The 23,294-nt window shown below is 63.3% G+C and carries 23 protein-coding genes and 1 riboswitch; of the genes, 9 read left to right on the forward strand and 14 right to left on the reverse strand.

Going from position 1 to position 23,294, the window contains the following annotated elements:
- Positions 1-21: 21 nt before the first annotated feature.
- Entirely contained in the window at positions 22-192 is a 171-nt protein-coding gene (locus HU729_RS09215; RefSeq protein WP_186709658.1) for a hypothetical protein, read from the reverse strand.
- Between HU729_RS09215 and HU729_RS09220 the strand changes: the two genes are divergently transcribed.
- Together HU729_RS09220 and HU729_RS09225 are read left to right on the forward strand one after the other, a co-directional pair.
- Complete coding sequence (locus HU729_RS09220; protein WP_186709659.1) at positions 191-1,684, forward strand: HAMP domain-containing sensor histidine kinase; 1,494 nt, start codon at positions 191-193, stop codon at positions 1,682-1,684. The genes HU729_RS09215 and HU729_RS09220 overlap by 2 nt on opposite strands.
- On the forward strand, positions 1,653-3,077 hold the full coding sequence (locus tag HU729_RS09225; RefSeq protein ID WP_186709661.1) for a sigma-54 dependent transcriptional regulator: 1,425 nt from the start codon (positions 1,653-1,655) through the stop codon (positions 3,075-3,077). The genes HU729_RS09220 and HU729_RS09225 overlap by 32 nt, the downstream gene beginning before the upstream one ends.
- Before the next feature lie 3 nt (positions 3,078-3,080).
- Here the strand turns inward: HU729_RS09225 and HU729_RS09230 are convergent, their stop codons facing one another.
- From HU729_RS09230 to HU729_RS09240, 3 genes are all read right to left on the reverse strand, one after another.
- Complete coding sequence (locus HU729_RS09230; protein ID WP_112898371.1) at positions 3,081-3,380, reverse strand: hypothetical protein; 300 nt, start codon at positions 3,378-3,380, stop codon at positions 3,081-3,083.
- An 85-nt stretch (positions 3,381-3,465) separates the two neighbouring features.
- Positions 3,466-4,818: a GntP family permease gene (locus HU729_RS09235; protein WP_186665050.1), complete on the reverse strand. Its 1,353-nt coding sequence runs from the start codon at positions 4,816-4,818 to the stop codon at positions 3,466-3,468.
- 111 nt (positions 4,819-4,929) lie between these two features.
- Entirely contained in the window at positions 4,930-5,469 is a 540-nt protein-coding gene (locus HU729_RS09240) for a gluconokinase (protein ID WP_186709663.1), read from the reverse strand.
- A gap of 196 nt (positions 5,470-5,665) precedes the next feature.
- Between HU729_RS09240 and HU729_RS09245 the strand changes: the two genes are divergently transcribed.
- Both HU729_RS09245 and HU729_RS09250 read left to right on the forward strand, forming a co-directional pair.
- Complete coding sequence (locus HU729_RS09245; protein WP_186665046.1) at positions 5,666-6,685, forward strand: LacI family DNA-binding transcriptional regulator; 1,020 nt, start codon at positions 5,666-5,668, stop codon at positions 6,683-6,685.
- 127 nt (positions 6,686-6,812) lie between these two features.
- The gene (locus HU729_RS09250; RefSeq protein WP_186709665.1) at positions 6,813-8,132 is read left to right on the forward strand and encodes a PAS domain-containing methyl-accepting chemotaxis protein; all 1,320 of its coding nucleotides are present in this window, start codon (positions 6,813-6,815) and stop codon (positions 8,130-8,132) included.
- Here HU729_RS09250 and HU729_RS09255 read toward each other — a convergent pair.
- The 7 genes from HU729_RS09255 to HU729_RS09285 form a co-directional block, all read right to left on the reverse strand.
- Positions 8,107-11,379 (reverse strand): transporter substrate-binding domain-containing protein, encoded by a 3,273-nt coding sequence (locus HU729_RS09255; protein ID WP_186709667.1) that lies wholly within the window; start codon positions 11,377-11,379, stop codon positions 8,107-8,109. The two genes, HU729_RS09250 and HU729_RS09255, sit on opposite strands and share 26 nt — an antisense overlap.
- A gap of 11 nt (positions 11,380-11,390) precedes the next feature.
- Complete coding sequence (locus tag HU729_RS09260) at positions 11,391-12,005, reverse strand: response regulator transcription factor (RefSeq protein WP_186665040.1); 615 nt, start codon at positions 12,003-12,005, stop codon at positions 11,391-11,393.
- Between the two features lie 219 nt (positions 12,006-12,224).
- Complete coding sequence (locus HU729_RS09265; RefSeq protein ID WP_186665038.1) at positions 12,225-12,476, reverse strand: DUF1272 domain-containing protein; 252 nt, start codon at positions 12,474-12,476, stop codon at positions 12,225-12,227.
- A gap of 63 nt (positions 12,477-12,539) precedes the next feature.
- Entirely contained in the window at positions 12,540-13,292 is a 753-nt protein-coding gene (gene cobM / locus HU729_RS09270) for a precorrin-4 C(11)-methyltransferase (RefSeq protein ID WP_186709669.1), read from the reverse strand.
- Positions 13,293-13,324: 32 nt separating this feature from the next.
- On the reverse strand, positions 13,325-13,717 hold the full coding sequence (locus tag HU729_RS09275) for a cobalamin biosynthesis protein (RefSeq protein ID WP_186709671.1): 393 nt from the start codon (positions 13,715-13,717) through the stop codon (positions 13,325-13,327).
- Positions 13,717-14,406, reverse strand: coding sequence for a CbtA family protein (locus HU729_RS09280; RefSeq protein WP_186665033.1), 690 nt, complete (start codon positions 14,404-14,406; stop codon positions 13,717-13,719). The genes HU729_RS09275 and HU729_RS09280 overlap by 1 nt, the downstream gene beginning before the upstream one ends.
- 10 nt (positions 14,407-14,416) lie before the next feature.
- Positions 14,417-14,602: a CbtB-domain containing protein gene (locus HU729_RS09285; RefSeq protein ID WP_063545029.1), complete on the reverse strand. Its 186-nt coding sequence runs from the start codon at positions 14,600-14,602 to the stop codon at positions 14,417-14,419.
- Positions 14,603-14,700: 98 nt separating this feature from the next.
- Positions 14,701-14,923, reverse strand: a riboswitch (cobalamin riboswitch).
- Positions 14,924-15,092: 169 nt separating this feature from the next.
- On the opposite strand from HU729_RS09285, the gene HU729_RS09290 reads away from it, so the two are divergent.
- A complete protein-coding gene (locus tag HU729_RS09290) occupies positions 15,093-15,824 on the forward strand; it encodes a hypothetical protein (protein ID WP_186665031.1) in 732 nt (243 codons plus the stop codon).
- A 15-nt stretch (positions 15,825-15,839) separates the two neighbouring features.
- Here HU729_RS09290 and HU729_RS09295 read toward each other — a convergent pair whose 3' ends face one another.
- Positions 15,840-16,724 carry an alpha/beta hydrolase gene (locus tag HU729_RS09295; protein WP_186709672.1) on the reverse strand — a complete coding sequence of 295 codons (885 nt, stop codon included), beginning with the start codon at positions 16,722-16,724 and terminating at the stop codon, positions 15,840-15,842.
- A 190-nt stretch (positions 16,725-16,914) separates the two neighbouring features.
- Here HU729_RS09295 and HU729_RS09300 point away from each other — a divergent pair, with 190 nt between their 5' ends.
- The 4 genes from HU729_RS09300 to HU729_RS09315 all read left to right on the forward strand — a co-directional run bounded on the left by HU729_RS09300 (position 16,915) and on the right by HU729_RS09315 (position 20,741).
- Complete coding sequence (locus tag HU729_RS09300) at positions 16,915-18,000, forward strand: metal-dependent hydrolase (RefSeq protein WP_186709673.1); 1,086 nt, start codon at positions 16,915-16,917, stop codon at positions 17,998-18,000.
- 23 nt (positions 18,001-18,023) lie between these two features.
- Positions 18,024-18,716 carry a TraX family protein gene (locus tag HU729_RS09305; RefSeq protein WP_346655294.1) on the forward strand — a complete coding sequence of 231 codons (693 nt, stop codon included), beginning with the start codon at positions 18,024-18,026 and terminating at the stop codon, positions 18,714-18,716.
- A 28-nt stretch (positions 18,717-18,744) separates the two neighbouring features.
- Positions 18,745-19,656, forward strand: a complete 912-nt coding sequence (locus HU729_RS09310; RefSeq protein ID WP_186665023.1) for a LysR family transcriptional regulator — start codon at positions 18,745-18,747, stop codon at positions 19,654-19,656.
- A 104-nt stretch (positions 19,657-19,760) separates the two neighbouring features.
- Complete coding sequence (locus HU729_RS09315) at positions 19,761-20,741, forward strand: LLM class flavin-dependent oxidoreductase (RefSeq protein WP_186709674.1); 981 nt, start codon at positions 19,761-19,763, stop codon at positions 20,739-20,741.
- Positions 20,742-20,784: 43 nt separating this feature from the next.
- Here HU729_RS09315 and HU729_RS09320 read toward each other — a convergent pair whose 3' ends face one another.
- Positions 20,785-22,182 (reverse strand): efflux transporter outer membrane subunit, encoded by a 1,398-nt coding sequence (locus tag HU729_RS09320; protein WP_186709675.1) that lies wholly within the window; start codon positions 22,180-22,182, stop codon positions 20,785-20,787.
- A gap of 16 nt (positions 22,183-22,198) precedes the next feature.
- Positions 22,199-22,963, reverse strand: coding sequence for a helix-turn-helix transcriptional regulator (locus HU729_RS09325; protein ID WP_186709689.1), 765 nt, complete (start codon positions 22,961-22,963; stop codon positions 22,199-22,201).
- Positions 22,964-23,294 lie beyond the last annotated feature (331 nt).

The following is a 23,294-nucleotide window of genomic DNA, read 5'->3' on the forward strand; positions in this document are numbered from 1 at the left end:
ATGATTTAAATAGATTTCTGTTTATTGGGTGAAATCCCCCATATGCGGGGCAGTACTCTCTAATTTACTTGACGTTATGCTTTCAAGTGCCTGATTTAATTCGATATTTTTCTCAATAAAAAGCTGGCTGATTTTTTGCTTCACTGTTTCAAACGCTTCCAGGCCGTTACCCAATCGAGCGACCGACAGCATGCAGACCCTGCAAGACGATGCTTCCGACACCCAACATGTCTCGCCGAGTGCGTTGGCGGTTCCCCTGCGTGAATTCAACCTGTTGCGCTGGTTCTCGATCATCAGCCTGCTGATCATCGCTTCGGTCGCCGGTGGCCTGGGCTATGTCTCTACCCGCTTCGTGGTGCGCGACAGCGTCGAGCGTGACGCCATGCTCACGGCCCAGTTCATCCAGGCCATGGCCCAGGCTGAAGTGCGCCATTCGCAACTGCCCCCGGGAACGACCATGGGTGAGCTGCTCGACCCGCGCATGGATGGCCAGCACTTGCAGATCAGCGAAGCGTTGGTCAGGGCGACCCGGGTGGAGTTCCTCGATCACGTCGAGCACCTGCCCGATACCTTGCTGGCGAATGTCTATGCCCGCGATCACACCATCGTCTGGTCGACCAACAGCGAACTGATTGGCAAGCGCATCGGCGAGGACGACGACCTGCAACAGGCCTTCCATTCGCGCCAGGCGGTTTCGGCCAGCTATCACAAGGTTGATGAGGATCGTGAGGAGCAGAAATTCCTGCGTGAGCCTCAGTACCTGTTCATCGAGAACTACATTCCGCTGTTCGACACCCAGGGCGAGCAGGTGCTGTCGATGATGGAGATCTACAAGGAGCCGCAGGACCTGGTGCGGCGTATCCAGCGCGGTTATGTGCTGATCTGGGTATCGACCCTGGTGGGCGGGGCGCTGATCTACTTCGGGCTGTTCTGGATCGTGCGCCGCGCCGCGCAGTTGCTGCATCACCAGCAGGATCGCCTGGTGGCCAGCGAGACCTATGTGGCGCTGGGCGAAATGTCTTCGGCGGTGGCCCACAGCCTGCGCAATCCGTTGGCCAACATTCGCTCCAGTGCCGAACTTGCCCAGGATATCGCGAGCCCGGCGGCGCAGAAGAACATCACCGATATCATCAGCCAGGTCGATCGCATGTCACGCTGGGTGCGTGAACTGCTGGTGTCGCTGCGCCCGACCAGTGACGACCCCGAAGCCGTGGACCTGGTGGCGGCCCTGGAAGACACCCGCCTGGCGTTTGCCCAGCAGATCGAACGCAACGGTGTGCGGTTCAGCCTGGTTGGCCCACAGGCGCAATGGGTCGCCAGCCAGCCGCTGCAGCTCACGCAGATTCTCAACAGCCTGTTCGCCAACGCGCTGGAGGCGATGCCCAATGGCGGCGAACTGCGCGCCGAGGTCGGCGTTGTGGAGGGGCAGCAGGCGCAACTGGTGCTTAGCGACACGGGCAAGGGCATGACCCGGCAGCAGGAGCGGATGGTGTTCAAGCCGTTCTTCACCACCAAGCAGGGCGGGCTGGGCGTCGGCCTGGCCCTGGTCAAGCGGATCATGGAACGGTTTGGCGGCTCGGTGAGCCTGAGCAGCCGTGAAGAGGAAGGAACCCGCGTCAGCCTGATATTCAAACGTGCAGCGGGAGGGGACCATGGAGCACAGCATCCTGGTGGTCGAGGATGATGAAATCCTTGCCGACAACATTCGCACCTACCTGAATCTGAAAGGTTTCGAGGTCATGGTGTGTCACAGTGCCGAGCTGGCGCTGGAGCAGATCAAGCGCGTCCAGCCCGATGCGGTGCTGACCGACAACTCATTGCCGGGCATGAGCGGCCATGACCTGCTGCGTACCCTGGTGGCGCAGGCGCCGGCATTGAAGGTGATCATGATGACCGGTTATGGCAACGTCGAGGACGCCGTCCTGGCGATGAAGGAGGGGGCCTTCCACTACCTGACCAAACCGGTGGTGCTGGCCGAGCTCAAATTGATCCTCGACAAGGCCCTGGCCGCCGAGCGCATGGAGCGCACCTTGTCGTTCTACCAGACGCGCGAGGCGCAGAAGTCGGGGTTGCAGGCCTTGATCGGCGAGTCGCCGGTCATGCAGGGGCTCAAGCACACCCTGCGTCAGTTGCTCGATGCCGAACGGCGTATGGCCAGTGACGACCTGCCGCCGGTATTGGTGGAGGGCGAGACCGGCACCGGCAAGGAACTGGTCGCCCGTGCCCTGCATTTCGACGGCGCACGGGCCAAGGGGCCGTTCATCGAGTTCAACTGTGCCTCGATTCCGGCCAACCTGCTGGAGGCCGAGTTGTTCGGGCACGAGAAGGGTGCCTTCACCGACGCCAAGGAGCGCCGGGTAGGACTGGTCGAAGCCGCCGATGGCGGTACGTTGTTTCTCGACGAAATCGGCGAGATGGACCTGGTGCTGCAGGCCAAGCTGCTCAAGCTGCTGGAGGATCGCAGCATTCGCCGCATCGGTGCGGTCAAGGAGCGCAAGGTCGACCTGCGGGTGATCAGCGCGACCAACTGCAACCTGGAGCAGATGGTCCAGCAGGGCAAGTTTCGCCGCGACCTGTTCTTTCGCCTGCGGATCATTGCGTTGAAGGTGCCGCGCCTTTATGCCCGGGGGCAGGACATCCTGATTCTGGCCCGGCACTTCCTGGCGCACCACGGTCGGCGTTATGGCAAGCCGAACCTGCGCTTCTCAGCCGAAGCCGAAGCCCTGATGTTGGGTTATAGCTGGCCAGGGAACGTGCGCGAACTACGCAACATGCTGGAACAGACCGTGCTGCTGGCACCGACAGAGCTGATTGGCGCGCATCAGTTGAACCTGTGCCTGACCCTGGTCGACGAGCCAGTCGTACCGGCCGCACAACCTGTCTACGAACCCCAGCGTCCCGAGCCCGAGATCGGCGGTAGCTTGCCGGACATGGAGCGAGACATGGTTTGCCGCACCCTGGACCGCACCGACTGGAACGTCACCAAGTCGGCGCGTTTGCTCGGGCTGTCGCGCGACATGCTGCGCTACAAGATCGAGAAGCTGGGGTTGAGCAGGCCTGACAAGCGGCAGTGGTAGGCGTCAGGGCTTGCCGCTGCCGCCCTGGCTACCATTACCTTCCGAGCCGCTGCCATCCATGCCGGGCAGATCGCGGTTGTCGTTCTGCCGTGCTGGCGGGCTTTCCGGGTCGTTGCCCTGAATGCGCGGATCGGTATCGCGCGGCATGGGTTTCTCGACAGGATTGAGGGTGCTGTCTACACCAGGTTGCGGTGCAGGGTTGTGCGGATCGTCCGGGTAGGTGGTGCCGGTGCCAACCGCCATGGCCAGTGGTGAACAGAGCAGGGCGGCGAGCAGGCAGGTACGGGTCAGGGATCGTTTCATGGGGCAAACTCCTTTGCGCAGGACAGGGGCATCTTACTCTTGGGCCCCGTCCTGCTTAGCAAGGTGCCATTACCCCGACCGACGGTCACACCACCATCGACAACAGCATGATGAAGATGATGCCGACCACGGACAGGATGGTCTCCATCATGCTCCAGGTCTTGAAGGTCTCGGCCACGGTCATGTTGAAGTACTGCTTGACCAGCCAGAACCCGGCATCGTTGACGTGGGACAGAATCAGCGAACCAGCGCCGGTGGCCAGTACCAGCAACTCACGGTTGACTCCCGGCACCAGCTCGATCACCGGCGCGACGATACCGGCGCCGGTGATGGTCGCCACGGTGGCCGAACCTGTGGCAATACGGATCACCGCCGCCACCAGCCAGGCGAGCATGATCGGTGAAATCTCGGCTTGCACGGCCATCTGCCCGATCACGTTGCCGACGCCGGTGTCCACCAGCATCTGCTTGAAGCCGCCGCCTGCACCGACGATCAGCACGATTGCCGCGGTGGGCGCCAGGCTCTGGTCGAGCATCTTCATGATCTGCTGGCGGCTGAAGCCGCGGGCCGAGCCGAAGGTGTAGAACGCCAGCAGCAAGGCGGCGAGCAACGCGCTGATGGGGTGGCCGATCAGGTCCATCCACTGGCGCACGATATGGTCGGTGGGCAGCACCACATCGGCGAAGGTCTTGAGCAGCATGAGCGCCACCGGCAACAGCACGGTGACCAAGGTGATGGTGAAGCTTGGCAGGTTTCTCTGGTCGGACTCGCGGGCGATCTGGTCCATCAGCTCCTGGGACGGGTTGCCGGGGATATAGCGGGAGATGAAATTACCGAACAGCGGCCCGGCGATGACTGCCGTGGGCAGCGCCACCAGCAGGCCGTAGAAGATGGTCTTGCCGATGTCGGCATGGAAGATGCCGATCGCCAGCAATGGCCCTGGGTGCGGCGGCACCAGGCCATGCACCACCGAGAGCCCTGCCAGCAGCGGGATGCCGATCTTCACCAGCGACACCCCGGAGCGGCGGGCGACGATGAACACCAGCGGGATCAACAGCACGAAGCCGATCTCGAAGAACAGTGGGATGCCCACCAGAAACGCGGCGAACATCATCGCCCAATGCACTTTTTGCTTGCCGAAGGCTCGGATCAGCGTTTGTGCGATCTGGTCGGCGCCGCCGGAGTCGGCCATCAGCTTGCCGAGCATGGTCCCCAGCGCGAGGACGATGCCGACAAAGCCAAGCACGCCGCCGAAGCCGTCCTGGAACGACTTCATGACCTTGGCCACCGGCATGCCGGAGGTCAGGCCAAGGAAGCCTGCGGCGAGGGTCAGGGCGACGAAGGGATGAACCTTGAAATGGGTGATCAGCAGGATGAGCCCGACGATGGTAACCAGCGCGTCGAGCAACAGGTAGGTATCAGTAGCCAGTCCGAACATGGGGTCTATGCCTCGGTCTTGTCGTTGTTGTAATGGCGGAGCTTGAGTGAACTTTTGACGCTCGCAGGCGTCGAGACAGCGCTGTCTTTGGTGAGCCGGGAAACCGCCGGGTCAGGCAGTTCGCGCCAGAGGCCGGTCACCGCAGGGCTTTAGCCAGTCATGCACGGATTCGGCGAGTGCCTCGATCGGGCGCGTGGCGTCCAGCGCCAGCGTGAGCGGTTCGCCAAACGGTGCTTCAAGGGTCGCAAACTGGCTGGCGATCAGGCTGGCGGGCATGAAATGGCCGGGGCGGGCGAGCACCCGTTTCTCGGCCTCCTCAGGGCTCAATTCGAGAAAGACGAAGCCCAGGCCTGGCACGGCCTGGCGCAGGGTGTCGCGGTAGCGGCGCTTGAGCGCCGAGCAGGTGAGAATCGGGCGTTCGCCAGCCAGGAGAATGGCCTGCAGCTCTTCGCCCAGGCGTACCAGCCAACCGGCACGGTCGTTGTCGTCGAGGGGGATGCCGGCGCTCATCTTCTCGATGTTTTCGGCAGGGTGGAAGGCGTCGCCCTCGATCAGGCGTCCGCCGCTACGCGTAGCAATGGCCTGGCCGACGCAGCTTTTGCCGCAGCCTGCCACGCCCATGACCACGATGGCGCGAGGGGAAAGGTTCATCGATACCTCCTGCGGGGTAAGACAGCGCTGTCTCACGCTCGACGAGCAGTGGGTGCAGGCGCCACCCTCCCGGGTGTTATTGATCTTGTGATACGCAGTATGGACGCTGCGGCAATTATTACGTTGCCTGCGTTCTGAGACAGCGCTACCTTAGTGACCGTTCCCACTTCTTGCAAGTAGTAAAATTACAACATTCATGACCCGCACCGGCTCCCGCACCACAGGTCGTCCCACTCTGGCCGAAGTCGCCAGACTTTCAGGGGTTTCTCCCATTACCGCTTCGCGCGCGCTGCGCGGCGTCAGCACGGTTGCACCGGAGCTGGTGGAAAAGGTCATTGCCGCCGCCGCGAGCCTGGGCTACGTGGCCAATCCGGCCGCCCGGGCCCTGGCGTCGGCGCGCAGCCAGTCGGTGGTGGTACTGATTCCGTCCCTGTCCAACCAACTGTTCATCGACACCCTGGAGGCGATTCACGAGGTGATGCGTCCACGCGGGCTGGAAGTGCTGATCGGCAACTATCATTACGACAGCGCCGAGGAAGAGAACCTGATCCGCAACTACCTCGCCTATCAGCCCTGCGGCATCCTGCTGACCGGGTTCGAGCGCAGCGACGCTTCGCGACAGATGCTCGCCGCCAGCGGTGTGCCCTGTGTACACATGATGGAGCTTGGCGGGGAGCCGGGCGCGTTGTCGGTGGGGTTCTCCCAGCAGCAGGCTGGGCACGCCGCGGCTCGCCACCTCATCGAACGCGGGCGCAGGCGCCTGGGCTTCATCGCTGCGCAGCTCGACCCGAGGGTGATGCAGCGCGCCGAGGGTTTTCGCCAGGCGCTGCTGGAAGCGGGCTTGCAGGCACCGGAGCTGGAGATGCTGGACCCACAACCCTCATCGATCGGCCTTGGGGGCGAGCTGTTCAGTCGTTTGCTGGCCAAGGCACCGGACGTCGATGGCCTGTTCTTCTGCAACGACGACCTGGCTCAGGGCGCAGTGCTCCAGGCGCTGCGCCAAGGTGTAGAGGTGCCGCGGCAGGTGGCGATGGTCGGCTTCAACGACCTGCCGGCCTCGGCGCACATGGTGCCGCGCCTGACGTCGATCCGTACGCCAAGGGCCGCCGTGGGGCGCAGTGCCGCGCAGGCGCTGTTGAGCCTGCTCGATGGCAAGCGGGTCGCGCAGCAGCAGCAGGACATGGGCTTCGAACTGGTAGTGCGGGAAAGTACCTGACCGGGTGTGGGGGCGGTCGAAGCCCTCTGCGAAACCGTCTAATCACAAGGTGATATCAGATCGCTTGCACGGCAGCGGGGCCCATCTATGCTCAGGAAACCCCTGCGCATACAAGGAGGCCCGGCGCATGTTCGAGTACCATCGCAAGTCCGATCTGGTCGAGATTCAGCGGTGCCGCCAGGCACTGGCGGGCATGGAAGCCAAATTAGCCGCGATCAGTCGCTCCATGGCGATGATCGAGTTCGCCCCGGATGGCAGCATCCTCGACGCCAACGACAACTTCTGCGCAACGATGGGCTACAGCGCCGAAGAGATCCGCGGCAAGCACCACCGTCTGTTCTGCGACCAGACCTATGCCAAGAGCGCCGAGTACCAGCAGTTATGGCATGAGTTGCGGCAGGGCAAGGCGATCAGCGGTACGTTCGAGCGTATCGACAAGGCGGGGCGCGAGGTGTGGCTGGAGGCGAGCTACATGCCGGTGCTCGATGATAAACAGCAGGTTACCAGCGTGATCAAGGTCGCGGCCGACATCACCCGCAGGGTCAACGAAGAGCACGAGAGCGAAAGCCTGCTCAAGGCCATCGGTCGCTCGATGGCGGTGATCGAATTCACTCCCGAAGGGCGGGTGATCACGGCCAACCAGAATTTCCTCGACACCATGGGCTATCGCCTGGAGGAAGTCACGGGGCGTCATCATGGATTGTTCTGCCTGCCCCATGAGCGCGAATCAGCCCAGTACCGGGAGTTCTGGGCATCGCTCAACCGGGGCGAATATCACTCCCACCGCTTCGAGCGGGTCAACAAGCAAGGCCAGACGGTGTACCTGGAGGCCTCCTACAACCCGATCTTCGATGGCAAGGGCCGCCTGTACCAGGTGGTCAAGTTCGCCAGCGACATCACCAGTCAGGTCAGCACCCAGCAGAGCGCTGCCGATGCTGCTCACGCAAGCTCCGTGCAGACCGACGCCTGCGCGCGCAAGGGGACCCAGGTGGTGCAGCAGACGGTGCAGGTGATCGAGCAGATTTCCGAGGAGCTCAATGATGCGGCACGCAGCATCGATGCCGTGAGCAAACAGTCGGAGCTGATTGGGAAGATCGTCCTGACCATTCGCGGGATTGCCGACCAGACCAACCTGCTGGCACTCAATGCCGCCATCGAGGCCGCCCGGGCAGGTGAGCACGGGCGTGGTTTCGCGGTTGTGGCTGACGAGGTGCGCAGCCTGGCGGCGCGCACCAGCAAAGCGACGCTGGAGATCGTCGAGGTGGTGCGACAGAACCACGATCTGTCACTGACGGCGGTGGCCAGCATGCAGTCGAGCCTGTCGCGCACGGGGTTGGGCGTGGAGCTGGCCAACGAGGCCGGCACCGTGATCATGGAGATCCAGCAAGGCTCACGTCATGTGGTCGATGCAATCAGTCAGATCAGTTCGACGCTGCAATTGCATTGAGTCCCTCGCGTAGCTGATGCTCCAGGCCCTGGAGGTTTGCCTCCAGGCGCTCGAGCAATGCATCGCTGGGCGCTTCATCGGCCAGTGCTTGTTCCAGTGTTTCGCAATCGCGAACCACCCCCCTGACCTTGAGCATGCGCGCACCCCCTTTGATCCGGTGCACCAGCGTTTTCACCTGTTCCGATGTGCGGTCTGGCCCCAGTTCTCGCAGGGCCTGCAGATCTTGCGCGGTACTCTGGGCGAGTTGTTCGAGCAGACGCCGGGTCAGGTCCACGTCGCCCTGGGTGAGATGGCGCAGCTGAGCGATGTCGAAACCAGTGGCAGGTGGTGTGTCTTCGGTGAGCGGTGCCTCGGTGGTCGACGCCTGGGGCAAATGGGCTTTGAGGGTGCGCAGATCGATCGGTTTGAACAGGCATTCGTCCATGCCATCGGCCAGGCACTGTGCCTTGGCTTCGGCCTGGCCGTTGGCCGTGACGCCGAGGATTTGGCAGGGTTGCGCGCCGCGCTCGCGTTCCAGTGCGCGGATGCGCCGGGTCAGTTCGTGGCCATCCATGACGGGCATGCTGCAGTCGGTGATCACCAGATCGAACGTTTCTGCCTGCCAGAGCGCCAGTGCCACCTCGCCATTTTCAGCCAGGCGCACTTTGTGCCCGAGGGTGCAGAGTTGCTTTTCGAGGAGCATGAGGTTGGCGGGGTAGTCATCTACGACCAGAACCCGCAAAGGACCGGCCAGGTTGGTGTCGCCAGGTTCAGGCGTGGTCTGCGCGACCAGAGGCTCGGCGCTCGGCAGCGACAGGCTTATATCGACTCGGGTGCCGATACCCTGCAGGCTCTGCAGTTGCAGGACGCCGCCCATGAGCTGGCACAGCGTACGGCTGATGATCAGCCCCAGCCCGGCACCATGGCGCGCGCGCTGGCCGTCGAGTTGGGCGAAGGCCTGAAACAGCCTGTCCTGATCGGCTTCGCTGATGCCGATGCCGCTGTCCTGCACCTGCAGTTCCACCTGCAGGACACCTTTGGTTTGCGGCTGCGCGCTCAGACTGACTTCGACCTGGCCTTGCTCGGTGAACTTGATCGCATTGCTGAGCAGGTTGGACACCACCTGGCGCAGTCTTACCGGATCGACCGCGGCCCAGACCGGCGTCTCCGGGAGCCTGGTTTGCAATGTCAGCCCCTTGAGCCTGGCATTGGCTTCGAACGCGCGCAGGGTCGAACGGACCAACTCGACCAGGTCGGTGGCTACCGGCTGCAAGACCATGTGTCCGGACTCGATGCGCGAGATGTCGAGAATGTCGCCGATCAGGTCGAGCAGTCCGAGCGCGGCATCGTGTGCAGTCTGCAAACCCTGTGGGTCGCTGCGGCCTTTACGGTTGTCTTCGAGTGCCAGCTCCAGCAGCCCGATCACCGCGTTCATGGGGGTGCGAATCTCATGGCTCATGATTGCCAGGAAGCTGCTCTTGGCCTGGCTGGCACGCTCAGCATCCTCTTTGGCCACGCGCAGTTGTTCGAGCAGGCTGCGGCTGAGTGTGAGCTGCGCTTGCAGCGCTCGTTGTGCTTCGCTGCGTTGGTGGATCAGCTTGCGTAGGTAGCCGTTCCAGAACACCACACCGGCCAGCAGCAGCGTCGAAAGCACCAGTACCTGCAATACCAGCGAGCGGTAGTTGCCCCATAGGCTATCGCTGACGACGGTGCTGGTGCGCCAACGGTTGACCAATTGGTCCAGTTCTTCCGGCGGGATACTCAGCAGCGCCTTGTCCATGATCGACTGCAGTTGTGGCAGGTCAGGCGCTACCGCAAAGGCCATGGCTGTATGACTGTCGTCCTGCAAGCCGGCGATGCGCAACTTGTCCTTGAACACATGGGTCAGGTAGTAGGATGCGCTGATGTTGCTGCTGAGTGCGATATCGGCATTGCCTTTGGCAACCGACTCCATCATTGCCAACACGTTGCTGGCCTCGACCACCCGAGCCTCTGGATAACGCTGGCGCAGCGCGACATGCTGGGAACCATCACGTACGAGCGCGATGCGCTGCCCTTGAAGAGGGGTAGACGGAGTGCTGCCGCGGCGCACGACCTGCACGTTCGGGCTGACCAGGTAGGGGCGGGTGAAACGGAGGCGCGATGCACGTGGCGTGCTGTAGTCCAGAGCTCCGATCATCTGTGCATCGCCCCGTGCCACCTCATCGACCATGGCGGCTACGGAGTCGCGTTCGACGATGTCGAAACGCAGGCCGGTGCGCAACGTGATCTGTTTGAGAACGTCCAGCGTGATGCCGCTGGGTTGCTGCTGGGAGTCGTTGAAAGTCAGCGGTGCAAGGCTGGGATTGATCAGCACCCGTATCCTCGGAGCGCTGGCCAACCAGCGCTGTTCTTCACCGGTGAGCGTGGAAGGGCGCCGTTCAAGGAGCAGGCTGGTGTTGCCGCTGGACCAGCGCCGCAGGATGTTCAGGCGCTCGCTGTCAGTGATCCTTTGCAACGCCTGGTCGACCAGATTCAGCAGTCTGACGTTGTGTTGGTCCAGTGCGAAAGCGAAGGCACCTGCAGGCGTCTGGACGAAATGGTCGATGCGCACCAGGCCTTGATAGGCCCGTCCAATGGCGAAGTCCGAGCTGATGGCATCGCCGATGTAAGCATCGGCATCGCCTAGCGCCACGGCGCTAAGGCCTGCCTGGGTCGAGCTGTAGAGGGTCAGATGCGCCTCGGGGTACAGGGCTTGGACAGTCGTCGTCGGCAGGTAGTGGTCGACCATCGCCAGGCGCAGGCCGGTCAGATCCTCACTGTGTAGTTGGGGACGGTCCTGACGTGTGACGATTACCGGAAGGTCGTCGGCATAAGCTTGGCTCAGGGACAACTGGGCATCGGCCGCTTCGAAACCGTTGGAGCTGCCAAGCAGGTCGATCTCCCCCTTGTGCAGGGCTTCGATGGCCGCCGTGCGGCTGGCGAAACGGCGTACTTCGACCGGAATGCCCAATTGCTCGCCGATCAGGCCTGCATAATCCGCGCTCAATCCCTCGTAGTCGTGCGGGCTGACATTGATTTCGAAGGGCGGATAGTCAGGGCGCGAGCTGCCCAGGATCAGCACCTTGCGCTCGCGCAGCCATTGGCGGTCGCTGTCGCTCAGCGGCAGCGCGGCACTGGCGCTGATCGAGCGGGCCAACAACTGTCGTGGTTCGTTTTCGCCAGCTGCGGCGCCCGATACCAGCAGGACGGCCGCTGCCAGTAGCAGGCCGCCAAGGGTGTGCTTCATGAGCGCGAGGCTCAATTCACGTGGTTGCGTTTGGCCAGGTCGACCATTTCGACCAGCGACTCGGTCTTGAGTTTTTCGCCGATTCGGCCGCGGTAAGTACTGATGGTCTTGGCGCTGAGGTTCATGGCTGTCCCTATGTACTTGTTGTTTTCTCCCCGCGCGAGCCTGCGCAAGACTTCCATTTCCCGGTTCGACAGGCTGTTGAGCCGTACCGTTTCCGATGCCAGGGTGTTGCTGTTCACCGACATCTGCGGAAACGTCGAATAACCTTTGACCAGTGCCTTAAGCGCAAACAACAGGGCATCGAGGTCTTCGTCCTTGTTGACGAAAGCCGCGATCCCGGCATCCAGGCAGCGACGAACATAGAGGTCGGAGGACTGCCCAGTGAGTACCATGATTTTTGGCGCAGGATCGAGCAATTGCAAACGCTTGATCACCTCCATGCCATCCAGGCCTGGTAGCCCAATATCGAGAATCACCACTTTTGGGGCAAGCTGGCGTGCCATCTGTACGGCTTCGATGCCATTACCCGACTCGCCAACGACATCAAAGCGTTCGCGTTCGAGCAGGATGCGCACGGCAAGGCGAACTGTGGGGTGATCATCGACCATCAGTACGGTGGTCATGGGAAAACTCCTGTACGAAGTAATGTTCGTTCCTGACGTTATCCAGGAATGGGTCTGTAGGGCCAATCTGGCTGCAGGCACGATACGTCCATCAGAAAGCTTTGATAATGGCGAGTATAGGCGCGTTGAAAAAGCCGCCACTGGTTGGTGAAAAGTCTTACAAAAAAGCGGCGCGTGGGGCGGCGACGCCGCTCACGGGCCGGTATGGGGTGAGGATGCTCAGGTAGAGCGCAGACAAGCTGGGTGAGGTTTGTTCACGCGTTGCGTGGAGGCGGGATTGTTGATCAGCGCAGTGCCGACCCGCGTCGGGCGTTGCCGCAATTGTCCTGCGCAATTCGGGCACTGTCCCTGCAGATGGTGCTCGGCGCAGCGGCGACAGAAGGTGCATTCGAACGAGCAGATCAACGCGTCAAGGGTATCGGGGGGCAGATCTGTATCGCAACATTCGCAATTGGGGCGTAGCTCGAGCATGGCGCAACTCCGGTACGGACAGTGATGCGCCAGTGTCGGTCGCTGGACGCTGGCTGGCAATCCTCAGTCGCCGGGGCGATACAAGTGGGCGTGGCCGGCGCGGTACAAGGCCGAGTCGGCAAATGGCGCGTCGCCTAGCACGTGGCCGACGAGAATCAGCGCAGTGCGTCGGAAGCCTTTGTCGGCAACAGCGTCGACGATATCGGCGAGGCGGCCCCTGACCCAGTCCTGGTCGGGCCAGGTTGCGCGGTGGATCACTGCCACCGGGCAATCTGCCCCGTAGTGCGGCAGCAGCTCGTCGACGATGCGGGGTAGATGGCGTACCCCCAGGTGGATGGCCAAGGTACTGCGGTGGCGCGCCAGGTCCGCCAGTTGCTCGCCTGCCGGCATCGGTGAGCGGTCGCCGTAGCGGGTCAGGATGACCGTCTGGGAGATGTCTGGCAGCGTCAGTTCACAGCCGAGCAGGGCGGCGCTGGCGGCTGTGGCGGTGACGCCAGGAATGATCTGGTAGTCGATGCCCAGTTCGCGCAGGTGGCGGATCTGCTCGCCGATGGCGCCATACAGGCTGGGGTCGCCGCTGTGTACCCGGGCGACATCCAGCCCCTTTTCATGGGCGTCGCGAATGGCGGCGATGATCTGCTCGAGATGCAGTTCGGCGCTGTTGATCACGGTACTGGCCGTGTGGCCTTCAAGTACCGCGGGCGGTACCAGTGAGCCGGCGTAGATGATCACCGGGCATTGACGGATCAGGCGTTGGCCCTTGACCGTGATCAGCTCCGGGTCGCCGGGGCCGGCACCGATGAAATAGACCGTCATGGCAAGTCCTTGAAACGTGAAATGAAAAGCGATTATCCGTTGCTGGCCAGGGCAAGGGTAGCGTCACCGAGCACCTGTCGAGTGACTGTCAGGATCGGCGAGCGCTGACCCTCGTCAGCCAGTGCCAGCGCTGCGCTCTCTGCCACTCCCCAACAGCCTGTGGCGTTGAAGGCCATTTCGGAGCGGTGGCTGAGGAGGGGCAGGAATGGGTGCAGTTGCTGGGCGCTGTATAGCGTCAGGGGCAGGCCGAGTTGCTCGGCCAGTTGCCGCAGGCCGGGCTCCTGAGCCTTGAGATCGATGCTGGCGATACCACGCAAGGCGGCCAGCTTCAGGCCGTTGTCGGCCAGCGCACGGTGCAGCAGGGTTTCCAGAACCGCCGCCGGGCAACCCCTGCGGCAGCCGAAACCGACATATAGCGCGGCCATCAGGCCTGCGCGGAGCGACGGTAGAGCCAGGCGCTCAGCAGCCCCAATGCAACCCAGAAGGCTGCGTTGGTCAGCCAGGAGGCAACCTTGAACTGTGCTTCCAGCGCTTCGGGTGCCAGGCTTTCATGCACCAGTGGCTGAGGGGCGCCGATCAGGTGTGGCACGACCAGCAGCGCTGCGCCGAGCACCTTCAGCAGCCAGTGGCGCGCGAAGACCAGCAACGCCAGGCCCACCGCAGTGGCGGCGGCGGTGCCGATCCACCAGGTCTGGCGTTGGCCCAGATCGGCAGCGGCGGTGCCAGGCAGTTCAGGCGGAAGGCCCAGGGTCGGTGCCAGGCAGAACACGGCGAAGCCGCCCAGGCCCCACAACGCGCCAGTACTGACCCGACCAGGTTCGCGCAGGCTGTAGAGTGCGGCGAGGATCAGCGCGAAACCGACTGCCACTACCAGATTGCCGCCGGCAGTCGACAGCACCCGCTGCCAGCCATCTTCCGGCGACCAGGCTTCTGCGTCGTGTTCATGGCCCCCGGCACCTTCACCTGTGTGTTCGTGCTGCTCGGTGGGCGCCGCGTTTTCATAGGTTTCGGCCTGGAGGATCAGGGGCGCGACCCAGAAACTCTGCAACAGTGTCAGCAAAAGTGCGGCGAGCAGGCCACTGAAGCCTGCAGTTCGAGCGATACGCTTGATCATTGTCGGGCACTCAGTGGCAAGGGAAGGCAGCACTGTGGCGGGTATCGTGGGCAGCGTTGTGCACCGCCTCGAGATGAGAGAACCCGGCGAAGTACACCAGGCACAGGCCCAGCAGGCTGGCGCCGACCGCAACGACGAGGCGCTGGCTGAGGCTGACGGGGGTTGCGATGCTGTGTTTGGCGCTGGTGACGGACATGACGCATTCCTCTGCTTTTTTTCATGGGCGACAGGAAGCGCGGCAACCCCAGGCGAGAACCGCCCAGGGACATGCAACAGCGCCCGCCCACCGCGGGGTGTGATCACAAGACGTCGGGCCGGTCTCCGGGCTGACGAGCAGGAGCATGGCCCCTGGGGAGAGCGTCACCTTCCCATGCCGAACTGCGGACACAGTGGATCAGACGCTCGCTCGCTTACCGTTGCGGGGGCAGCACCGGACTTGTCAGGCCCATGAAGAGCCATTGACGCACCGGTTTCCCGTTTCACCCCTGCAAGGGGCACCCTACGTAATGTATTAGGAGATCACGGCCATGCTTTGGTCGTCAATTCTTGTTACGAATCGCGCAGGCGTAGCGACTGGAAATCATCAACCTGCCTTGCACGTCGCACTTTTTGGCGTTCAGGGGCTCTATGCATGGCCAGGCTGTGCCGATTTCCGGCCCGGCCGCTGACCCTGGACCCCGGTGCAGATGCCTGTTCCTGCCTATCGCCGCCGTGCCCGCCTGTCGCTGGTGGGTGTCTTGATCGCCCTGTGCGCGTGCACCGGGCAGCAGGGGCGCGACGTACTCACCCAGTTAGGCAATGGTCATCCCAGCGAGTTGTTCCAGACCAGTGTCGACCGCATGGCGACCTTGTCCATGCGCGACAACCTGCAGAGCCTGTATCTGCTGATGAACAAGCTCTACCTGCGCAACCCCAATCAGTGGAAGCAGTCCGGCTATCTGGATGCGGCCACCGCCGAGCGCCAGATCCGCCAGGCCATCGAGCAGCGCCAGCCATTGCCGCAACTGGGCGAGCGCCGTGACCTGGCGGCGCTGAGCTACGCCTTGAGCCCGGAGTTTCGTGGAGATCGAGTCGGGGCGTTCATCTATGCCATCGGCAGCATGTTGATTACCGCCCACGGTGGGCGCACCGAGTTCTACATGACCGATGCGATTGATCCACTGTTCGTCAATAACGCCGCGCGCAACATCGAAAAGGCTACCTGGATGCTCAGTCAGCGCCAGGACGCCAATGGTGTGTTGCTACTGTTTTCCAACGAAATCTCGGAGGAGGGCAGCAACCTCAGCTTTGCCGTCGAATTCGGCAAGATCGTGGCGCGCCTCGATCTGCTGGCGCAGATGCTGGATGAGCGTTATCGACGGATCGGCCTCAATTACGCGCAGAGCCTGTTATTGATGAATTTCCTGCCGGTGCAGTGATCGTTACCCGTGGTTTCACAACAATGCTTCGATCGCGCGTCGATAGCGCTGGCCGGCCAGGCTCATGCTGTTGTTGTGGCTCGCTCCCGGCACCAGGAGCAAGGTCTTGGGCTGTTGGGCCGCCTCGAACAGCGCCTCGCTGAAGCGGGGGGGCACATACCGATCATCCAGGCCATGCACCAGCAGCAGCGGCAAACCGATATCGGCGATCTTGCCCAGCGAGTCGAATTTCTGCGACAGCAGCCAGCGCACCGGCAGTGTGGTATCGGCCACTGATGCCGCCGCGTCGCCAAGGGAGGTGAAGGTGGATTCGAGAATCAGGCCGCGCGCAGGTACAGGCTTACCTTGCTGGCGTGCCTGGCGTGCGAGCTCCGAGGCAAGCTCCACAGCGACCGCACCGCCCAGCGAATGGCCGAAGATCAGGCGCTTGCCCGGCACCGGCTGCAACTGGGCGAAGCGCTCCCAGGCAATTCGGGCGTCCTCGTAAACCGTGGCTTCGGACGGCAGGTCGCCTCGGCTCTGGCCAAAACCGCGGTAGTCCACGGCCAACACCGAATAGCCCATGGCGTGCAACTGCTCGATGCGGAACATCTGGCCGGTGAGGTTCCAGCGTACGCCGTGCAGGTAGAGTATCGCCGGCGCATCGGCGCGTTTGGCCGGCCACCACCAGGCATGCAGGCTCTGGTCGTCGGTGAAGTTGCGCGGGCGCAGGTCCAGTTCCTGTACGTCGGCCGGCAGGCCCCTGAACCAACTGGCCTGGCCCGGCTCGATACGAAACACCAGTTCGCGCTCCTTGTGCTGCAAGACCGCGCAGCCCGCGGGCAGGCCCACCACCAGCAGGGCCATGGCCACCCACATGAGCCAGCGGCGTTTGAAGTGAGTGAGCAGGGTGTCGGTCATGGGTGTCATCAGGCTGCTGGGAATCGTCGTTTTTAGCAGAAGCCATGGCCTCGCTGCAGGCAATTTTTCCCGAGCGGTGTTGACACATGTTTGCAAGCTGTTTCCCCGGTGCCATCGAGGGGCTCTGCACGCTTGCCGCCGCGGGCGCCGAGGGGTAGGTTTCCCTGACCCTGCCGATGGAAGACTCACCTTGGACTCGATTACCCAAGCCGTACTCGGTGCCGCCCTGCAAGGTACGGTGCTCGGTCGCATCCAGGGCCGCCGTTCGCTGCTGTATGGCGCCGCGCTGGCCACCTTGCCCGATCTCGATGTGGTGATCCGGTATGCGGACCCCGTTTCGCAGATGACCTATCACCGTGGTTTTTCCCACTCGATCTTCGTCCTTACCGGTCTGGCGCTGCTGCTGGCGTGGCTGGTGGCCTGGGTTGGGCAAAGGCGCTGGCCCGACAAGGGATACCGTTGGCCCCGGTTGTTCGTGGCGTTCTGGCTGGTGCTGGTCACCCACCCTCTGCTGGACGCGTTCACGGTCTATGGCACGCAATTGTTCTGGCCGCTGCCGCTCATTCCCGAAAGCTGGGCGGCGGTGTTCATCATCGATCCGGTCTACACCTTGCCACTGCTGGTCGCTGTGATCTATACCGCGTGGCGAGGGCTGAGCGGGAAGGCGATACCCCTGATGACAGCAGCCCTGGTGTTCAGCACGGCGTATCTGGGCTTTGGGCTGGCCGGGCGCATGGCGGTCGAGCAGCGTTTCCAGGAGGCCTTGGGCCGCCAGGGCGTTGCGGTCGATCACCTGCGTGCAGTGCCCATGGCCTTCAACAGCCTGGTCTGGCGGGTGCTGGCCAAGACACCGGATGGTCATTACTACGAGGGCGTGAGCAGTGTGTTCGACCGCGAACCGCCCGAGATGCAGCGCCTGTCGCTGAACCTGGAGGCCGCCAAGGTGCTCGAGGGCGTCGCGCTGCACGAGCGGCTGCGCTGGTTCACCGATGACTGGCTGCGTTATGACGTGGTGGGCGATGTACTGGTGGTCACCGACCTGCGCATGGGCATTCCCGGTAACTACACCTTCCGTTTCAGCATGGCTCACCGCGACAGCCAGGGACAGTGGGTGGTCGATACCCCGGCGAACTGGCGTGGCGGTGCCGCGATGTTCAACGGCCATGACCTGGGGCTGATCTGGCGTCGTATCCTCCAGCAGCAGCCTCCGCTGCCCCTGGCGGCCTGGACCACACGCTACCTGAACCCCTCGGCGCAATCCGAGGTGGGGCACTGAACGGCCGCTCGAGCGGGCTCGACCTGGTCAAGTGGACGGCGATCCTGAGCATGGTCGCCGATCATTTGCGCTACCTGTGGCCCAGTGCCGACGGGTTGTTCGTGATCGGGCGACTGGCCTTTCCACTGTTCTGCCTGGTCATCGCCTGTCATGTCGCGCGCGGCCAGCCAGGCGTGCTGTACACCGCCGCCAACGCTCGCTACCTGAGCTGGATGCTGGCCTTCTCGATACTTGCCGAAGGCCCGTACCGGTGGCTGGACAATGGCTCGCATACGCTCAACGTCATGCCCACCCTGACCCTTGGCCTGCTGGTCGCCTGGGGGGTGAGGCACCCGCAGCCTGCTGCGCGCATTGTCGGGCTCGGTAGTGCCGGGCTGGCGCTGGTTTTCAGTGATCGACTGATGTACGGCTTGCCGGGGGTGTTGCTGCCGGCGGCCTGCCTGGTGCTGTGGTCGCGAGGTTGGCCGGGATGGCTGGTGCCCTGCCTGTTGGCAATGGGCGCCAACCTGACCAACAGTTGGTTGCGGGCACATCCCTGGCAGCCTTTTTCCCTGCTGGTGCTGGCCACAGCTGCAATGGCGGTGCCATTGGGTTTGCGGATGCTGGCCTACCAGGGGGCGTCCATCGTGCCTGTAGGGCGCTGGGCCTACGGGTTCTATCCCTTGCACTTGATGGCGATCAAGGCCTTGCAATACCTGGATCTGCCCCCATCCTAGGGAGCCTCGGATATCCAGGAACAGTCCCATGGAACCCAACCGCTTCGGCGACATCGCAGCCTTCGTCAGTGCCGTGAAGGCCGGCAGCTTCACTGCAGCCGCCGCGAGCCTGGGCCTGACCCGCTCGGCGGTGGGCAAGAGCATCGCACGCCTCGAATCGCGCATGGCGGTACGCCTGCTCAACCGCACCACGCGCAAACTGAGCCTGACCGATGAAGGCCAAGTGGCGTTCGAACGCTGGCGGCAGATCCTCGAAGACCTGGACGAAGTCGAGACCACCATGGCCCAGCGCCGCGGACGACCGACAGGCACCCTGCGCCTGACGGCGCCGCTGTCGTTCGGCCAGCGTCACGTGCTGCCGATCCTGGATGTCTACCTCAAGCAATGGCCGGAACTGCGCGCCGATATTCGCTTCACTGACCGTTTCGTCGATCTGGTGGAGGAGGGGGTGGACGTTGCCGTGCGCATCGGTGCGCCCAAGGAGGACTCGCAACTGCTGACGCGTACCGTGGCGTGGCAGCAGTTCGTCACCTGCGCTGCGCCCGAGTACCTGCAGCGCCATGGTGTGCCCCAGGTGCCGGCAGACCTCTATGGGCACGACAAGATTGCTTTTCTGGCGGGCGAGAAGGCCAGCCCCTGGCGTTTCCACACCGATGAAGGGCTGCACCTGTGCGAAGAGCCCGGGCGCTTGAACATCGACAGCTCCGAGGCCATGCTCGATGGCGCCCGCGCCGGTTTCGGGCTTATCCATCTACCCACCTACATCACCGGCAACGACTTGCGCGCCGGAACGCTGGTCGAAGTGCTCGCAGGTTTCCGGCCGCCGGCCGACCCGATTCGTATCGTCTACCCCAGCAAGCGCCACTTGTCGCCGCGGGTGCGAGGCTTCATCGACCTGCTGGTCGCCCGGTGGGAGCACGGAGTGCCGTGGGAACACTGATTGGGGAATGGAGGGACCGGGTGTAGGGCCCGCCTTGCGGTTTATCGCTCAGGCGTGGCCCGGGACACTGTGCAGTCATACCCGTCACGACTTATGGAGACGCCATGACTGCGTTGTCTGTCCTGGACCTGGTCATGATCGGCGAGGGCAAGACCCTGGCCGATGCGATCGAGGAATCCCGCCAACTGGCACGTCACGTCGAGCAGCACGGTTACGCTCGATACTGGATCGCCGAACACCATGACATGCCCGGCATCGGCTCTGCCGCCACCGCGCTGGTAATCAACGAGATCGCCAATGCCACGCGGCATATTCGCGTGGGTGCCGGTGGCATCATGCTGCCCAATCATGCCCCGCTGGTGGTTGCCGAGCAGTTCGGTACGCTTGATACCTTGCATCCGGGGCGCATCGACCTGGGGCTGGGACGTGCCCCAGGCAGTTCCGGGCCGACCGTACGTGCGTTGCGCGGCGTCGCGCCCGAGCGTGACTTTGGCCAGGATATTGCCGAGCTGCGCGACTACCTGGCCGACAACGGCCAGCGATCGGTGCGCGGGGTGCCGGGCAAGCACGAGGTGCCGGTGTGGATATTGGGCTCCAGCCTGTTCGGTGCCGACCTTGCGGCCCGGCTCGGCTTGCCTTATGCCTTCGCCTCTCATTTCGCCCCGCGCTACCTGTTGCAGGCCATCGCCCATTACCGCGCGAACTTCCAACCCTCGGCGCAACTGGCCAAGCCCTACGTCATGGTGGGCATGAATCTGTTCGCTGCAGCCAGCGATGCCGAAGCCGATTACCTCGCCAGCTCGCACCGCAAATGGATGCTCGATCTGCATGTCGGACGTCATGGCCTGCTGCCCTTGCCGCAGGAAGGTTATGTCCAGGGTTTGCCGGGCCATGAACGAGCGGTGCTGGAGCAGGTGATGGCCTGTACCATAGTCGGCGGACCGCAGCGGGTGAGGGATGGGTTGCGCGCACTGATCGAACAGACTGGCGCCGATGAGTTGATGATCGATTGCCGGATCCATGACCCGTTGGCGCGCCTGCGCTCTCACGCGTATGCGGCGCAGGCCCTTGCCGACCTGAACTGAACGCGGTGGCAGGCGCCAAAGCACGGCCTGCCATTGCCGGCCTTCACTGTGCGTCTTTCCAGCCCCCGCCCAGCGCGGCATAGAGGTTCACCTCTGCCAGCAGTTGCGCCAGCCGGTCGTTGATCAACCCCTGCTGGGCGCTGAACAGCGAGCGCTGGGCGTCGAGAAAGGTCAGGCTGCTGTCCACGCCAATGCGGTAGCGGTTGCGGGCCAGGTCGTAGTAACGCTGTGTAGAGGCCACCAGGTCGCGTTGGGCCACCAGTTGCCGCTCATACGTGGCGCGCGCGGCCAGACCGTCAGACACCTCCTGGAACGCGCCCTGAATCGATTTCTCGTAGCGGGCGACCTCGATTTCCTTTTGCAGGCGTGCATAGTCCAGGCTGGCCCGCAGGCTGCCGGCGGTGAACAGTGGCAGGTTGATCTGCGGCTGGAACAACCAGGTTCCGGTGCCGCCGTCGAACAGCCCGGACAACTCGCGACTGCTGCTGCCAGCGTTGGCGGTCAGGCTGATACTGGGGAAGAATGCCGCCCGTGCAGCACCGATGTCGGCATTGGCGGCGCGCAACTGGTGTTCGGCTTCGAGGATGTCCGGGCGACGCTGCAGCAGTGCCGAGGGCAGGCCGGCTGGCAAACCGACGATCTGTGGCGAGGCCAGCGGCAAGCTGGGCGTGCGCTCATCGAGGGGCGCGCCGACCAGCAGGGTCAGCTGGTTGATATCCTGGGCAACCTGGCGCTGGTAGCGCGCTACTGCAGCACGGGCGGTGTCGACGCTGGTCTGCGCCTGGATCTGCTGCAATGCCGACGCAGTGCCGGCGCGGCGCTGACCTTGGGTCAGGCGCAGGCTTTCCTGGTCGGCGATCAGGGTCTGGCGTGACAGTTCGAGCAGTTCCAGGTCGGCACGCCAGGTCATGTAGCTGCTGGCCACGCTGGCCACCAACCCCAGTTGCACACTGCGTCGGGCCTGTTCGCTGGCGAGGTAGGTCAGCAAGGCCTTGTCGCTCAGGCTGCGCAGGCGGCCGAACAGGTCAAGCTCATAAGCGCTCACCCCGAGCGTGGCGGCGTAGGTCTGGGTAATGGCGCCTTCACCGGTTCCGGTCATGCGCCTCGGCAGGTACTGACGCTGGCCCTTGGCGTCGGCGGACACCTTGGGCAGCAACTCCGAGCGCTGGATACGAAACTGCGCGCGATAGGCTTCGACGTTGAGCGCTGCGACGCGCAGATCGCGGTTGTTGAGCAATGCGTTATCGATCAATTGGCGTAGCAACGGATCCTGGAACACTTCGTGCCAGTCGTCGTGCTGATGGCCGTGCGTCATGTCGGCCTGGGTGGTCTCCCCCAAGGGAAATTCAGGGGCGACAGGCAGGGCGGGGCGTTGATAGTCGGGGGCCAGGGTGCAGCCGGTCAGCAACACCGCCAACAAGGCAGCAGAGTATTTGGGCATCGCGGGTTCTCTGGGGTCAGGCACCGGCCATCCATCTGGCCAGGCCGTGGCGGCCACTGACGCCAAGCTTGGCGGTGGCGCGTTTGAGGTAGGTTTCCACTGAGCTGTTCTTCACGTTCAGGCGTTGGGCCATTTCCGGCACGGTGCCGCCGGTGAGCAGCCCCAGGCAGACTTCCTGCTCGCGACTCGACAGTTGCACCGCTTCCTGGGCCAGGCGCTCGCCGAAGCCGTGGCGCAACGCATCGGGCATCGCCGCGCCTTCGCCCTGGCCGTGCACCGGGTGTTGTGCATGGTGTTCGAGCAAGGGCAACAGGGTGTCGGAGAGGCGCTTGAGCAGCGACAGTTCGCCGAGGGAAAAGGCTGTCTGGCTGGGCGGGCGATGGAAGCAGATGACCCAACGGCGGTCGCCATTGCATGACACCAGGTTGCACTGGTGCGCGCTGGGTTGCGGGTTGCCGGTGACATGCGGCGCCCTGACCTGAATGAGCAGGGGATCCTTCATCTGCAGAATGTTCTGCAACAGCGGGTGATTGGGCTGATCAGGCGGAGGAAACTCCTGGGCCAGCCCTGCGCCGCCCAGCACCTTGACCCGGGTGACGCCGGTCTGTCGGGCATCCAGGGTCCACTCGCTCAGGTCGAGCCGGTGAATCGGCACGAGGCTGTCGACCAATTGGAGCATGCGCTCGGCAAAATGAATCTCGCCGGTGCTGGCGATCAGTTCTCCCAGTTGCAGGTAGAGGCGCGCGTCGTGGTGATGTTCGAGGCTGCGGGTCAGCTTCATGTCCTGTTCATCCTTGAGTCGGGTGCTGCGCGGGCGGGTGGCGAATGGGCTCACGCCTTGGCCGGTCGAGGGTGCGCTATTCAAGCCCGGGCCCGGCGCCTGCGTCTGTAGTGGAAACCGGGGACAGAAAATGGCATCGATTCGGACAAAATGGGGGGATGAATCGGACAGGTTGAAGGCAGATCTGTCTGTATTAGTCGGCAAATTGACGTCAGAAAGCCGCTGTTGCCACCACGTTTGCCACGGCTGGCGCGGCGGGTAGGCTATAGAAGGGGCTGATATGTAGCTGATTTCCTACATAAAAATCAGCGACCGTGGACGCGCGGACGAC

Source organism: Pseudomonas sp. RW10S2 (assembly GCF_014268985.1).
Classification (GTDB): Bacteria; Pseudomonadota; Gammaproteobacteria; order Pseudomonadales; family Pseudomonadaceae; genus Aquipseudomonas; species Aquipseudomonas wayambapalatensis.